The sequence below is a fragment of the Salinimonas sediminis genome, assembly GCF_003429285.1.
In the GTDB taxonomy this organism is placed as follows: domain Bacteria; phylum Pseudomonadota; class Gammaproteobacteria; order Enterobacterales; family Alteromonadaceae; genus Alteromonas; species Alteromonas indica.
In genome coordinates this window covers 1416045-1429244 of record NZ_CP031769.1, presented here as the reverse complement: position 1 = coordinate 1429244, position 13200 = coordinate 1416045, and the positions used below count along the sequence as shown (strand labels likewise).

The window sequence follows — 13200 nt, the reverse complement described above, 5'->3', positions numbered from 1 at the left end:
GGGCTGCTTACTGAACGTCATCCCTGGTGATAAAAAACCAAAATGTGATTGGATAAAACGCTTACATGAAGTTGTATCAATATTTATTACTGGCTACCGTCCTGTGTACGACGTCTGCCTGCTCGAACTGGATTTATCGAATAGACGTACCGCAAGGTAACTTTCTTGAAAAAAGAGATGTTGAAGAGTTGCGGGTAGGAATGAGTAAAGAGCAGGTGATTTACGTGCTTGGCCACCCTGTAGTTGAAGACTCTTTTAATAAAGATACCTGGTATTATGTTTACGATATGAAACGCGGTATGCGTAAGCGCGGGGAAGACTTTCAGAAACAATTAATATTGTCGTTTAATGACAACAAGCTTGCTAAAGCTGAAGGCGATTTTGAATTGTCGGAAGATTTTGATACCCCGCTAGACCAGTAAACTGCCTATCAACTAGTGGCCCTACCATAGGGCCGCTGTTTAATGATGGGCTATGGGGTAACAATACGCCACAGCGCGGTTCGTCGTGGCGATTGCGCTTAACTACACGCGTAGCCTTCTCGTTAATTGTACCGCGCCCTACCCTATTAATAGGCGTAGTACAATGGTAGCCGGGCTACTGAAGCCGCATCATCGTTTTGCTTGCGGGCAAACTATGTATAGTAGTGCCTAAGCTATTTACCATAGTATGTTCAAGCACCCGCCTGCGGTGCTATTTACCCAGCCCCCTTGTATACAAGCTTAGTCCTCCTTATGACTGATGATATTAGCCCCTGATAGCTAGCGACTTGATGATAAGTTTTGATAGCTAAATATTACGCGCCAGATTTAACGAATAAAAACAACTCAGGCATAAGCGAGACCGGAAAGCGTATAGGTATGGATATTGGTGAAGGGGTAGGTGCTGGTATAGGTGTAAGTATTCGCGGTAATATTACCCGTTCCCGCAAAGACTAATCATCAGTAACACTAAGGTTAAATTATGTCTAAATATCAACCCCCTACAGTTAAAATATATGCTTGATAATGGGTGATCCGGTGCGTGTAGGCAGGTGTGGTAGCTGATATAGCAGCGCCGTATGATAATTCGCTTTCCCCGGATATTGGGTCGCATTCATTGTGTAATCCAAGATACAGCCGCCAATATAATACGACTATATAGGTCAGACATGGATAGAACTCGGATGGTAAAGAGATGGGAAAGGGATAAGATAGGGTCGGAACATCTTTGTTGCGCTATTACATTACGGTAGTTGCACTAAAAAAGTGCCCCGTGTCGCCGATACGTCTTTCCTTTGCGCTAAGTTATTAGGGTTATCCTATTTGTTTAAAGCGAAATAGCGTTGTGTACCTTTTTGATCCCCGTTTTTTGTTGCCCTATTTTTTGTTGTCCTATTTTTTGTTGTCCTATAAAGATAGGCCGTTTTCCATCGCGGTTTGCTATCAATACAGACTAACCTGGCTATCATTGGTATAGACTTATGGCCTTGCAGGTAACAGAGGTTGCCGCTAGCCGGCATATTCGCGCTTTTACATGCGGTGTGCGTAGATGAGCAAAGGAAAGGCAGCGGTGCGGTAGCATAGCGTTATGATTGCCAAAAATCCGACGCTGTTACCGATTTACAATGAAAGTATATTTTGCTCAGTAACATTTACAGTCATTGGTATAGCTGAATCAATGCACATTGATTTGCCCGCGCACCCTAGCTTGGAATATTACTTGTTTTCAGGTTTTCGGCGAGTGCGCTCATCACGGGTAACCCAATCTTCTAATGCGGCACCGGGATCTTCTTCTCCGGCAATGCTGCTTTGCTCTGGCGCACTGGCTTCTGCGTCTTCATCTTTCATCTTTTCTTTTCGTTCGGTGGTTGGTTTTTTAGACGTTGTCATAAGTACTGCCTCTACTTGCGTTAACTAATGATTAATTTTTGGCATCTATATTGCTTTATTAACAAGGAGTGAGTGTTATCGATTGCGATCACCCTCGATCAGCCTTATCAGTATTGTATATAGTCTGAAAAGATACGTTGTCCGGGAGCGCACAGTTCATTTCGTTGTTAGCGCACCGTTTTCGAAGAGCGTCATGAGTAGTTTCCCCCGCTCTACCACCCGAATATGACAATAATATTACAGTATGATGAAATAAGCTTGATCTCAGACTCAAACCTTAGTAACCTATGTAGGTCAAAAAAGAACAGGAGGATGTATGATTAAATCATTTACCAAGTTCTTTCAGCGTAAACATCCATACACAGTGGCGTTTTATATTGGAAGAAAAAACACACAGAAAATCTTCGATTGCAAAATCAAGAAGAAGTCGGAATTGTTTACTGCCGAGTAACTGGCAACAACATGAATCAAACAGGGTTACCTGTTGATTTAACTTACCGTGAGCACACTGCTCGCAGCTTTAACTTTTAACGGAAAGTAAGTAAGACCTCTACCAACTTGTTGGTCAGGCCCTACCCGATAAAAGCGAAACACCTCATGGTTAAGTGCCCCCAGCGGCAGTATTTGAAGCTATTATAAGCTTTAACTCAGGCATTTTTTGTGTACGTAAATAACCCCGTTGCCTGGCAACGGGGTTAATTTTTGGCATCTATAAACCAGGTAGTTTGTAACGAACCTGCCTTGGCCGTTTCACATACTATCCCTCTGCACCCTCGTGTTACCGCCCTTTAAAACGTGAAATCCCATTGCACTCTAAAGCGGTTATCAGAAAACTGTTCGGTATTCAAAGCGTGTAAATCAAATCGCGTAAAATCTACCGACAGCTTATTGTTATGCCCTGCAAAGTACCAATTAAGACCAACACTGTGCTCTTCATTTTTGCGATCTTCTTCCGCCTGTTGTGATGTGTAGGTAGCATATCGGCCGACGACCTCCAACGGCTTCGGCCACCACTGCCATACGCTATTCAATAAGTAACCTGCTTGAATATAATAGCCATCTAGCGATAGATCATTCTGGTTTTGTGCACTTACCTCTTTCTCATGGTATTCTGCTTGCGCACTAAAGCCTTTATACATCAACGCCATATCTACATTGTATTGGTTTATTTTGGTCAATGGATGTGGCAGGGGCGTGGCATCGATTGCTTCTTGCACTTCTTTCCATAGGCCTAACTGGCCACCACCTGATGAGGAAAATCGGCTATATTGACCTTCGTTCCACGCGTGGGCATAGCCAATTGATAATGCAGGGGTAGTATGGGTGGCTAAGTCGGCTGTGGTAAAGTCTACGCCACCGCCTAACGGATTCCATTGCACGCGCGCAAAGTACAACGGCTTGCCGGGACTCGACAAACTGTTACCGCGCCCCGTACCAGCACCGATACCTACCCAGTAATTGACATCGGCAAGGGTGTCAGGATTGAGCCGGCCATAAACAGATATTGCATTGTGTCTATCTATCGTAAACATACGATTAATAATGGAACGGTCGATAAGTTGCTGCTCGCCACTACTGACACTGCGCTCTCGTGAATATTCCATCTTCCACTGCCCAATCTTCACGTTCAGCTGTGCATATTTTTCAATCGCCAGGCCATAATCTATAAAGTAGCCATCAGCCAGCTCAAACTGAGAAAAGTATCGTATCCACGGCTGGTAAATATGCCCTTCTATTTTCAACCGGGCGCGATTGATATTAAGCTTGCTGTCTGAGTCGGCGAAAAAGTCGTCAGTTTCACGGGGATCATCAACATACTGGGAAGTATAGCGAATTTGCGCACGTGTATTGATGGTTGCCGACGCTATCGAACTATCATCACCAATACTGAACCCTGTTCCGGTTGGGGTTAATGAATGCGCTTCAGCAGCTTGAGCAAAACGAGTTGTGATGGCGATGGGCGCCGTTATACACGCAATAAAAACGGCGGCTCGCTGACATTGTCGAAGATTTATCAAAACAGATTCCGGAAGTGGTATTGCATCGAGCCGCGCAGTCTAAAGCGAACGTATTTGGTGTCAAGCGGTTTGTCATAAATATGACACAAAAGTGTCATTTATGAACTTTTCGACGAAATTTGTACCAGAATTACTAATGATAAAGTTGGGGTGTTTGACCGGTAAAAAGACTTAGGCCCGCATATATACGGGCCTCAATAAACGACTAGCTCATTTCAATAACCGTTCTGATGCTTCGTCCTTCATGCATCAGATCGAAAGCATCGTTGATTTGCTGTAGTGGCATCCGATGGGTAATAAATTCTTGTAACCCAAATTCGCCATTTAAATATTGCTCTACAATACCGGGCAGCTCGGAGCGACCTTTTACGCCACCAAAAGCCGAGCCGCGCCATACCCGGCCGGTGACCAGCTGAAACGGCCGCGTAGAGATTTCCTGCCCTGCGCCAGCCACCCCAATAATAACCGATTCACCCCAACCTTTATGACAGCATTCTAACGCCTGGCGCATCACGTTAACGTTGCCAATGCATTCAAATGAATAGTCCACACCGCCATCGGTCATTTCAACAATCACATCCTGAATGGGTTTATCGTGATGTGTAGGGTTCACCACATCGGTAGCGCCCAGCTGGCGTGCCAGCTCAAATTTACTTTCGTTTATATCAATACCGATAATTTTACTGGCGCCAGCCATACGTGCACCAATAATGGCCGATAAACCAATGCCCCCCAGCCCGAAAATAGCAACCGTATCGCCCTGCTCCACCTTGGCCGTATTGAGAACTGCACCCATCCCTGTGGTAACACCACACCCTAACAAACAAACTTCGTCTAGGGGGGCTGCCTTATTAACTTTTGCTAACGATATTTCCGGCAGTACGGTGTATTCAGAAAAAGTGGAACAGCCCATATAGTGATGCACGGGTTGCCCATCTATAGAAAATCGGCTGGTGCCATCAGGCATCAGGCCTTTCCCTTGTGTTTCACGTACAGCTTGGCAAAGGTTAGTTTTGCCAGAGCGACAAAACTTACATTCTCCACATTCTGCGGTGTATAAAGGAATAACATGATCGCCAACCTCTACACTGGTGACCCCTTCACCGACTATCTCAACAATACCGCCACCTTCATGACCTAAGATAACCGGAAAGAGTCCTTCAGGATCTTCCCCCGATAGCGTAAACGCGTCAGTATGACAAACTCCCGTGGCCACAATTTTTACTAATACTTCACCTGCTTTTGGTAACTGGACATCCACTTCTTCCATTTTAAGTGGCTCTCCCGGCCCCCACGCAACGGCTGCTTTTGCTTTGATCGAGGTTTGCCCTTCACTAATAGATAATGGCATTGGTTACTCCTAAGAAGATAGTGACTAATTTTGATACACGTAGTGTACTGGCTTTTGCCAGAAGAAATAATATGTGTAAAATGCAATTCATCATTTCATATATGAAATAATAGTATGTCCCAGTGGATAGGCATCACAGAGTTTGTACAGGTTGTACAAAGCCAAAGTTTTACCGGCGCCGCCCGGCGCTTGGGCATTAGTGTGGTAAATGTCAGTCGGCGGATTGCCGCACTGGAAGACCGGCTGGGTGTAAAACTGTTAAATCGCACCACCCGCAAGGTATCGGTTACCGAGGCTGGTAGCTTGTTTTACGACCATTGCCAGCAATTGGTAGACGGCTTAGAGGTGGCAGAACAAGCGGTCACCGCCATTCAGCATACATTAAAAGGTAAGCTTCATATTACCGCCCCCGCCACCTATGGCGATGCCTATATTGCGCCCTTAATAAACCAATTTTTGCAAACCTACCCCGAGCTGCAGATTACTCTTACCCTGACTAACCGGCAGTTAGATTTGCTGGATGCGGGAATTGATGTGGCTGTACGGCTGGGCCAATTGAAAGATTCCAGCCTGGTCGCCCGTCGATTGGCCAGCAGACAAATGCATGTATGCGCCAGCGCCAGCTATTTAAACCAATATGGCATTCCCCAAACGCCGGGCGACCTGGTTAAACATCAGTGTCTGTTGGGGTCTACCGATCAATGGCGGTTTAGTGACAAGCAAAAAAGTTACCGCTTACCCGTTAGCGGTCGCCTGCGCTGCAATTCTGGCCTGGCGCTATTACAAAGTGCTAAGACAGGGCTTGGGCTCGTGCAATTGCCGGATTATTACGTAAAGGCAGACCTACAGGCTGGTCGGTTACAAGAGGTACTGATAAATTATCGCGATGCGCCTGAAGGGATCTGGGCAGTATTTACCGAACATAAAAAGATGAGCCGCAAAGTACGGTTGTTGATTACATTTTTGCATCAGCATTTGCACGCCTCGCACCCGGTATAAGCGGTTCGCCTGAACCACAAAAGTCAGCAGCACGCACTGAAATATGGCACACTAAGAGTTGATTTTATTTATAAAAGCGTATGTATGGCCAGCCCAATAATATCTCCAAAAAGCCGTGCTTCTGACCGCGAAAACTCGGCTAACCGGCCCGCCAGTGGCGAGGCAGATGCAAGTCGTCAGGACCAACCAGTATGCGCGCGCTGCGCAGAGCCATGTAATACTACCGGCCCCCAATGCGGCGCTTGTGGCGCCATAGCTGATAGTTTTGTTTATCGTAGCCGGGTAGCGGCGGCAGCCCTTGCCTTATTCGGCGGGCTATTTGGTTTGCACCGTTTTTACCTAAAACAATGGCGCGCGTTATTATATCTTGCTTTTTGTTGGACACCACTGCCCTGGTTAGCTGGCATTGTTGAATGCATTGTATTTTTGTCGTCTTCGCAAACCGCCTGGAACGCCAAATACAATCAGGGTATTAGTACCGGCCGCGAAAGTGGGAAAGTATTGGGCTTATTTATGATTTTAGGCTTAGCAATATTCGCCGGCACATTATCATTATTAAGTTGGCTGCCCTTTCAGGCTGCGTCAAACGCCTTTGAGGCGCACCAACAGCAGCGTGCCATTGTGGCCGCTACCGAACAGGTTGCTACGGCGACCCAACAATTTGTTCAAGCGCATGGCAGACATCCGCAAAATCTTAGTCAGCTACGCTTAGATAAACAAATGATGGATGACTACGGGCAGTCTATTCAGCTCAGCCGAACGGAACTATCTGCAACATTGCCGGGCCCTAATGGCGGTCAAATTATCATGGTGCCGGTGTTGATGAACGGTGAAGTACTGTGGGACTGTTCAGGTTCCACACTGGTCGGCTACGCGCTGCCCAGCCAGTGTCGATAAACCCAAATGAATTATCTGGCACACTTGTTTTTAGCCCAACCTACAGCGGAGTCCTGTTTTGGTAACTTGCTGGGAGACTTCATGCGCGGCGTGCGCCCCCAGGATTTTTCACCGCCGGTACGCCAGGGGCTGGCTAACCATCGGCTTGTCGACCGGGAGACTGACGCCCATACCCAGGTGCTGGCCTGTAAAGCATTATTTAGCCCCACCCGGCGGCGATTTGCCGGGATTATCGTCGATATTGTGTTTGATCATTTTCTAATCCGGCACTGGAGCCAATTTAGCGCTGTGCCGTTTGACGCATTTTGCCAACAGCGCTATACACTATTACAACAGCAAATACCCGCTATGCCTGCGTCTATGCAGCGCACCGTAACCGGCATGGTAGAACATGAATGGCTAAAAGTTTACGGCCAGCTAGATGGTGTGAGCCGGGCGCTGGATAATACCGCGGCGCGGATCCGCTTTCGCCATCAATTTGCCGGTAGCATTGATGAAGTTTTACAGCATTACACTACGTTAGAAAGCGCTTTTCTGGCATTTTTCCCGGACCTGGCCCGTACCGTTGCCCATCAGAATCTCGAAATATCGGTAAGCGCTGGTTAGCTGGCACTGACCACTACGTCAATGACCCCCTCCAGCCCAAACAAAATACCGCCAATCAGCCCCCCAACCAGCGTGCCGTTAATCCGCACTTTCTGTAGATCTTTGCCTATATTGAGCTCGATTTGCTCAGCCATTTCCTGGTCATCCCAATTCTCAATAGTGGTTTTAATATGCCGGGTTAAAAAGTCACTGACCTGCGGACCTAAATAGGCAGCACTGTTTTCAATTGCTGTATTGATAGTACGGGTAAGTTCGGGCCGCTGGGCAATAGCCTGACCAAAGTCCTTTAACATAGTTTGGATATGGTGACGGGCATGACTATCTGGCTTGGCTAGATCCTGCTGTAAAAACACGCGCACATCTTTAAGAATATGGCCCATATACTCATGTAACGGTTGATTTTCCAGCATGGCGTGCTGCCACTGAGACAACTTGCGCCCGGTATCTTCATCGTGTTCTATTTGGTGAATAAGGCGCTGAATGTAACGGTCGAAAGACTGGCGCAAAGGATGCTGCGGATCAGCGTTAATATCAGCAATAGTACTGACTATCGCCTTGGTAGCTACCTGGGCGCCTTGTTCGCTTATCCATTGAGTTGGCAGGATTTTTTCCAACCGGCGATATTCTGTGCGCAACCACTGATGCAGTTTTTCCGCCATAAATGCCTGACTCGCCGGACGCTCTAATAGGGTGGCAGCCTGTGCTATCAACTGGTCAAGTATCTGCTGGTGTCGGCCTTCTTTTGTCAGCACTCGTAGCGTTCCGCCCGCAAAGGGTCGCATATCTAACTTGGCCAATAGTTTCTTTGCGCTTGCGGTTAATACGTCCTGCACCGTAGCATCGCTCACCATGTTTAGCGCCCCGGCGCCGGCATCGCTGATAAATTTAGCGCTACGTGCTGCATTTGCAGGCTGTTGAAGCCACTGCGATAAATGCTCTGCCGGATGGCTCTGCTGTACCAGCGCTTTAATCGCGGGCGGGTTGAAAAACTTCTCTTTGACAAAGTCTGCCAGGTTGGCCGCTATACGCTGTTTATTGGCGGCCACAATATTAGTATGCGCAATGGGGTAACGGGCCGGAATAGGCTTAAATAGCGCGGTAACGGCAAACCAATCAGCCAGGCCGCCAACCAGCGCCGCCTCGCTAACCATTTTGAAAAAAGCATTCATGCTGGACCACGAGGCATAAGGAAACACATACTCCAATACCGTGGTGGCAATAAACAATGCTGCCGCTATCAGGAGGCACCATAGCGCCTGTTGTTTAGCCCGAGCCAGTTGTTGTGCTTTCAATACTCTCTCCACCTATAGCAATACATTGCAAACGCTTTACTAAAGTACACTATCACCAATAAAAAAGACCTGCATTAGCAGGCCTTTTTGTTAGCAAATTTGTCCACTTAGAGGTGGCATCTTGCTATCGGAAAACAACATTATGCTGTTTTTAGTCCCACTTCGGGCCGAAGTCGGGGTCGACAATCCGATCGCCATTATCCAGATTATCAATAAGCTCCAAATCTTCTGCGGTTAACTTAACCTTATCGAATTCAAAGTTATCTTTAAGGTGCTCTGCATTGGTTGAAGAAGGTATGGTGTAGTAACCTTTTTCCTTAATCCACGCCAATGTCACCTGTGCTGCTGAAGCACCGTGTTGTTGGGCAATGGTATCGAGCGTTTCACTTTTCATCACTTTGCCTACGGCAAATGGCATATAAGCCGTCACTTTCATGCCAAGCTCTTCTGCGCGTTCTGCTACCTTGCGGTTTTGCATAAACGGGTGCAATTCAATCTGGTTGGTGTAAATTTCACCCTCGCCCAGAATTTCTACCGCTTTTTCCATTTGTTCAATGGTAAAGTTAGATACCCCGATATGGCGGGTCAGCCCATCTGCTTTGGCTTGCGCCAGGCTTTTGAGATACTGCTCCATCGGTACTTTGTCGTCCGGTGAAGGCCAGTGAATAAGTAACAAGTCTACGTGGTCAGTTTTCAGTTTCGCCAGGCTTTCATGTACACTGGGAATGAAGCTGTCATTACCAAAACGTTCGTACCATACTTTGGTGGTTAAAAAGAAATCCTCACGGGCGATACCATTAGTTTGGATAGCATCGCCTACTTGCTCTTCGTTACCATAAATCTGCGCAGTGTCGATGTGTCGAAAGCCAATTTCTAAGGCATCCAACACAGATTGGCGAGCGGTGTCATCTTCAAGTCTAAAGGTACCGATACCTGTTTGTGGCATGTTTTCCATGTTCACTCCTGCATATTGATAAATTGTCGCGCTGCCAGCAATAAAAAATCATAAAGCTTACCCAGCGCGTCGTACCAGTTTCCCTACGCAAGGTAATAACGAACAGATCGATTTCAAGGACCAGCGCCCGGTCAGCGTAGACCAACACCTGCAAGGTGAGCTTATATGCCACTTTTGGCCTTTAGTTAACCTAGCCAAAAAAAAACGAAGCCTTATAGGGCTTCGCTTTGAGTTAAACAAGATGGTAATTGCGCTTACCGGCGCTTGGCCGGAGCCCCGGTTTTACGGGTACGATGCTTTTTCACGGACCGTCGCATGCGGCTCAAACGGGCATGATCCAGCTTTGTCTGGCGATTATCAATCAGACTGGTTTCTTCTGGAGCAAGCTGAACCAGTTTACGTAACTGGTTGACATCTTCCAATGGCAGTTCCACCCAAGCGCCCAGAGGCAAACGCTTTTGCAGTTCAATCGGCCCATAACGTACGCGCAACAAACGGCTCACCTGTACCTCTTGTGACTCCCACAGGCGCCGTACTTCGCGGTTACGGCCTTCCTGTAGCGTTACGTTGTACCACTGGTTCATGCTTTCATCATCGTTGGAACGGGCTTTAATACTGGTGAACTTAGCCACGCCATCGTCTAGTTCTACGCCTTTACGTAATACCGCCAGGGTCTTAGGAGAGACTTCACCAAACACCCGCACCGCATATTCGCGCTCTACTTCACATTTTGGATGCATCAGCCGGTTGGCCAGCTCGCCGTCGTTGGTAAACAACAGCAAGCCACTGGTATTGATATCCAGTCGCCCCACCGCTATCCAACGCCCCAGCCGTATCGCCGGCAGGCGTTCAAATACCGTTGGCCGGCCTTCCGGGTCTGATCTGCTGCATAACTCGCCTTCGGGCTTGTTGTACATCAATACCCGGCACACTGGCTTTTCAGTCTGGCGAGACAGTAAGTGGCCATCGACCCGAATTTGTCCCTCCGGCTCAACCCGATCGCCTAAGGTGGCGATAGTGCCATCTACCGAGACCCGGCCTTGTTCAATCCACCGCTCCATTTCGCGGCGAGAGCCCAGGCCCTGATTGGCCAGTACTTTTTGTAATTTTTCACTCATGGGTGCTAATGCCCTTTGGTTCAGTATTATCGTTCGTACGGTCTGGTTGAACAGACGGTACCTCTTTTTTCTCACCTGACTTGTCAGTTGCCTCGTTGGCCAGCGCCACAAAAGCGTCTGCACTAGGTAACTGCGACAGTGAGGTTAACGAAAAATAGTCAAGAAATGCGCCGGTGGTGGCGTATAACGCCGGCTTACCGGCCACCTCTTTATAACCGACCACTTTTATCCATTCGCGTTCGGTTAGTGTTTTTATAATGTTACTGCTTACCGCCACGCCCCGAACCTGTTCTATTTCTCCACGGGTAATGGGTTGCCGATATGCAATGAGCGCCAGTGTTTCCAGCATAGCTCGGGAATAGCGTGGTGCCGATTCCTGCCACAATACGCCTAACCACGGGGCCAGACTATCCAGTGACTGAAACCGATAGCCGGTAGCCACTTTCACCAGTTGCACGCCCCGGGGCTGATAATCCAGTACCAATGTCGCCAGGATGTCATCCAACGCTTTGTCCGAGACGATAAAATCAGCCAATACTGTTGCTTTTAAATGCGCTTTGCTGACGGGTTTATCCGCTACAAACAAGGTAGCTTCAACCAGTTGTTTCAGCTGCTCTGGATTAATCTTTTTCATGCCGCCCCGATTTCACATATATTCTGGCAAACGGCCCAGCCTGCACACAGATTAACAACTGCTCTTTCACCAGCTCCAGTACCGCCAGAAAACTCACCACACAGCCAGCCCGTCCTTCCGCCTGAGTAAACAGGTTTTCCAGCGGGGTATATTCATGCTCATTAACCAGCGACAAAATCAGGCTCATGCGCTCGCGGGTACTCAGCGCTTCCCTGGCAATAGTATGGTGTTCAAAAGCCGCGGCTCGCTGCATGGCCTGACTAAATGCTGACACCAGCTCTTCCATTGACACCTCTGGCTCCAACCGAACAGGTTCAACCGTATCGCTTACTTTCACATTAACCGTAAATACATCGCGCTCAAGGCGTGGCTGAAGATCTAAATCCGCTGCAGCCTGTTTTACCACTTCATACTCTTTTAATCGCCGGATAAGCTCAGCCCGCGGGTCTTCTTCGTCTTCTTCTGTCGCCACGGGCCTGGGTAACAAAAGTCGCGATTTAATTTCAGCCAACAGCGCAGCCATAAGCAGATATTCTGCGGCAAGCTCTAATCTGAGCGACTTCATCACTTCAACGTATTCCATATATTGCGCGGTAATCTGGGCCACCGGCAGCGTGGTAATATCAAACTTCTGACGCTTAATTAAATACAGTAGTAAGTCGAGTGGCCCTTCAAAACTTTCCAGAATCACTTCTAAGGCTTCTGGCGGTATATACAAATCCTGTGGTTTTTCAAGCAGCGCTTCGCCATGAATAAATGCCAGCGGTAAAGGCTGCTGAACCGGGGGCTGATCTGCACGGGTGTCAGTCATCGCTGCCCTGCTGCGGTATTATTCAAACGGACTAGGATCGCCGCTACCATGGCGCAGAATATCTACCGGACCATCTGATAAATCAACAATAGTGGTAGGGTGCTCGCCCAGTGTACCGCCATGGATAATCAGGCCTACCCGCTTTTCCAGTTTATCGCGGATATCATCCGGATCAGACTCTGCCATTTGCGCGCCGGGTAAAATAAGCGAGGTCGACATCAAGGGTTCGTTCAGTTCTTCCAGCAGCTTCAATGCAATAATGTTATTGGGCACCCGAATACCGATGGTTTTACGCTTCGGGTTTTGTAAACGCCGGGGGACTTCTCTGGTGGCCTTCAAAATAAACGTGTATGGCCCCGGTGTATTATTTTTTATTTGCCGAAATGCGACGTTATCCACCTTGGCATAAATAGACAACTCTGACATATCGCGGCACATCAGCGTAAAGTTATGGTCTTTGTCGATATTGCGGACCTGACAAAGCTTGTCCAGGGCTCGCTTATCGTCCATTTGACAGCCTATGGCGTAGCCAGAGTCGGTTGGATACACCACGACTTCACCTTGGCGAATAAGCTCCACCGCTTGTTTTAACAAACGGGGTTGCGGGTTGTCAGGATGGATATAAAAAAATTGACTCATAAAAACTCC

14 protein-coding genes are annotated in these 13200 nt (G+C 47.8%); 5 read left to right on the top strand and 9 right to left on the bottom strand.

Features of this window, described 5'->3' with window-relative positions; translation table 11 throughout:
- The first annotated feature begins 65 nt into the window (after window positions 1-65).
- Window positions 66-422 carry an outer membrane protein assembly factor BamE gene (locus D0Y50_RS06495; RefSeq protein WP_108568495.1) on the top strand — a complete coding sequence of 119 codons (357 nt, stop codon included), beginning with the start codon at window positions 66-68 and terminating at the stop codon, window positions 420-422.
- Between the two features lie 360 nt (window positions 423-782).
- On the top strand, window positions 783-938 hold the full coding sequence (locus tag D0Y50_RS19475; protein WP_170145458.1) for a hypothetical protein: 156 nt from the start codon (window positions 783-785) through the stop codon (window positions 936-938).
- A 759-nt stretch (window positions 939-1697) separates the two neighbouring features.
- On the opposite strand, the gene D0Y50_RS19470 is transcribed toward D0Y50_RS19475, so the two are convergent.
- The 3 genes from D0Y50_RS19470 to D0Y50_RS06485 all read right to left on the bottom strand — a co-directional run bounded on the left by D0Y50_RS19470 (window position 1698) and on the right by D0Y50_RS06485 (window position 5240).
- Window positions 1698-1871, bottom strand: a complete 174-nt coding sequence (locus D0Y50_RS19470) for a hypothetical protein (protein WP_170145457.1) — start codon at window positions 1869-1871, stop codon at window positions 1698-1700.
- Window positions 1872-2659: 788 nt separating this feature from the next.
- The gene (locus tag D0Y50_RS06490; protein ID WP_170145456.1) at window positions 2660-3889 is read right to left on the bottom strand and encodes a porin; all 1230 of its coding nucleotides are present in this window, start codon (window positions 3887-3889) and stop codon (window positions 2660-2662) included.
- Window positions 3890-4094: 205 nt separating this feature from the next.
- A complete protein-coding gene (locus D0Y50_RS06485) occupies window positions 4095-5240 on the bottom strand; it encodes an S-(hydroxymethyl)glutathione dehydrogenase/class III alcohol dehydrogenase (protein ID WP_117316048.1) in 1146 nt (381 codons plus the stop codon).
- Window positions 5241-5354: 114 nt separating this feature from the next.
- Here D0Y50_RS06485 and D0Y50_RS06480 point away from each other — a divergent pair, with 114 nt between their 5' ends.
- The 3 genes from D0Y50_RS06480 (at window position 5355) to D0Y50_RS06470 (ending at window position 7742) form a co-directional block, all read left to right on the top strand.
- Complete coding sequence (locus tag D0Y50_RS06480; protein ID WP_117316047.1) at window positions 5355-6239, top strand: LysR family transcriptional regulator; 885 nt, start codon at window positions 5355-5357, stop codon at window positions 6237-6239.
- 84 nt (window positions 6240-6323) lie between these two features.
- A complete protein-coding gene (locus D0Y50_RS06475) occupies window positions 6324-7136 on the top strand; it encodes a TM2 domain-containing protein (protein WP_117316046.1) in 813 nt (270 codons plus the stop codon).
- Between the two features lie 6 nt (window positions 7137-7142).
- Window positions 7143-7742 carry an acyl carrier protein phosphodiesterase gene (locus tag D0Y50_RS06470; protein WP_117316045.1) on the top strand — a complete coding sequence of 200 codons (600 nt, stop codon included), beginning with the start codon at window positions 7143-7145 and terminating at the stop codon, window positions 7740-7742.
- Here D0Y50_RS06470 and D0Y50_RS06465 read toward each other — a convergent pair.
- The 6 genes from D0Y50_RS06465 to D0Y50_RS06440 form a co-directional block, all read right to left on the bottom strand.
- On the bottom strand, window positions 7739-9034 hold the full coding sequence (locus tag D0Y50_RS06465) for a DUF445 domain-containing protein (protein ID WP_117316044.1): 1296 nt from the start codon (window positions 9032-9034) through the stop codon (window positions 7739-7741). The genes D0Y50_RS06470 and D0Y50_RS06465 overlap by 4 nt on opposite strands.
- 151 nt (window positions 9035-9185) lie before the next feature.
- Window positions 9186-9989 (bottom strand): 2,5-didehydrogluconate reductase DkgB, encoded by an 804-nt coding sequence (gene dkgB / locus D0Y50_RS06460; RefSeq protein WP_108568502.1) that lies wholly within the window; start codon window positions 9987-9989, stop codon window positions 9186-9188.
- A gap of 254 nt (window positions 9990-10243) precedes the next feature.
- Window positions 10244-11107, bottom strand: a complete 864-nt coding sequence (gene rluB, locus D0Y50_RS06455; protein WP_117316042.1) for a 23S rRNA pseudouridine(2605) synthase RluB — start codon at window positions 11105-11107, stop codon at window positions 10244-10246.
- Window positions 11100-11741 (bottom strand): SMC-Scp complex subunit ScpB, encoded by a 642-nt coding sequence (scpB, locus tag D0Y50_RS06450; protein WP_117316039.1) that lies wholly within the window; start codon window positions 11739-11741, stop codon window positions 11100-11102. Before scpB ends, rluB begins: the two co-directional genes overlap by 8 nt.
- On the bottom strand, window positions 11728-12552 hold the full coding sequence (locus tag D0Y50_RS06445) for a segregation and condensation protein A (RefSeq protein WP_117316037.1): 825 nt from the start codon (window positions 12550-12552) through the stop codon (window positions 11728-11730). The genes scpB and D0Y50_RS06445 overlap by 14 nt, the downstream gene beginning before the upstream one ends.
- A gap of 18 nt (window positions 12553-12570) precedes the next feature.
- Complete coding sequence (locus D0Y50_RS06440) at window positions 12571-13191, bottom strand: L-threonylcarbamoyladenylate synthase (protein ID WP_108568506.1); 621 nt, start codon at window positions 13189-13191, stop codon at window positions 12571-12573.
- Between the last annotated feature and the right edge of the window lie 9 nt (window positions 13192-13200).

Excerpts from the sequence above, each read along its gene's own strand:
- D0Y50_RS06495 (WP_108568495.1), top strand. The coding sequence starts at position 66 with ATGAAGTTGTATCAATATTTATTACTGGCTACCGTCCTGTGTACGACG.
- D0Y50_RS19470 (WP_170145457.1), bottom strand. The coding sequence starts at position 1,871 with ATGACAACGTCTAAAAAACCAACCACCGAACGAAAAGAAAAGATGAAA.
- D0Y50_RS06485 (WP_117316048.1), bottom strand. The coding sequence starts at position 5,240 with ATGCCATTATCTATTAGTGAAGGGCAAACCTCGATCAAAGCAAAAGCA.
- D0Y50_RS06480 (WP_117316047.1), top strand. The coding sequence starts at position 5,355 with ATGTCCCAGTGGATAGGCATCACAGAGTTTGTACAGGTTGTACAAAGC.
- D0Y50_RS06475 (WP_117316046.1), top strand. The coding sequence starts at position 6,324 with ATGGCCAGCCCAATAATATCTCCAAAAAGCCGTGCTTCTGACCGCGAA.
- D0Y50_RS06470 (WP_117316045.1), top strand. The coding sequence starts at position 7,143 with ATGAATTATCTGGCACACTTGTTTTTAGCCCAACCTACAGCGGAGTCC.
- dkgB (WP_108568502.1), bottom strand. The coding sequence starts at position 9,989 with ATGGAAAACATGCCACAAACAGGTATCGGTACCTTTAGACTTGAAGAT.
- rluB (WP_117316042.1), bottom strand. The coding sequence starts at position 11,107 with ATGAGTGAAAAATTACAAAAAGTACTGGCCAATCAGGGCCTGGGCTCT.
- scpB (WP_117316039.1), bottom strand. The coding sequence starts at position 11,741 with ATGAAAAAGATTAATCCAGAGCAGCTGAAACAACTGGTTGAAGCTACC.
- D0Y50_RS06445 (WP_117316037.1), bottom strand. The coding sequence starts at position 12,552 with ATGACTGACACCCGTGCAGATCAGCCCCCGGTTCAGCAGCCTTTACCG.
- D0Y50_RS06440 (WP_108568506.1), bottom strand. The coding sequence starts at position 13,191 with ATGAGTCAATTTTTTTATATCCATCCTGACAACCCGCAACCCCGTTTG.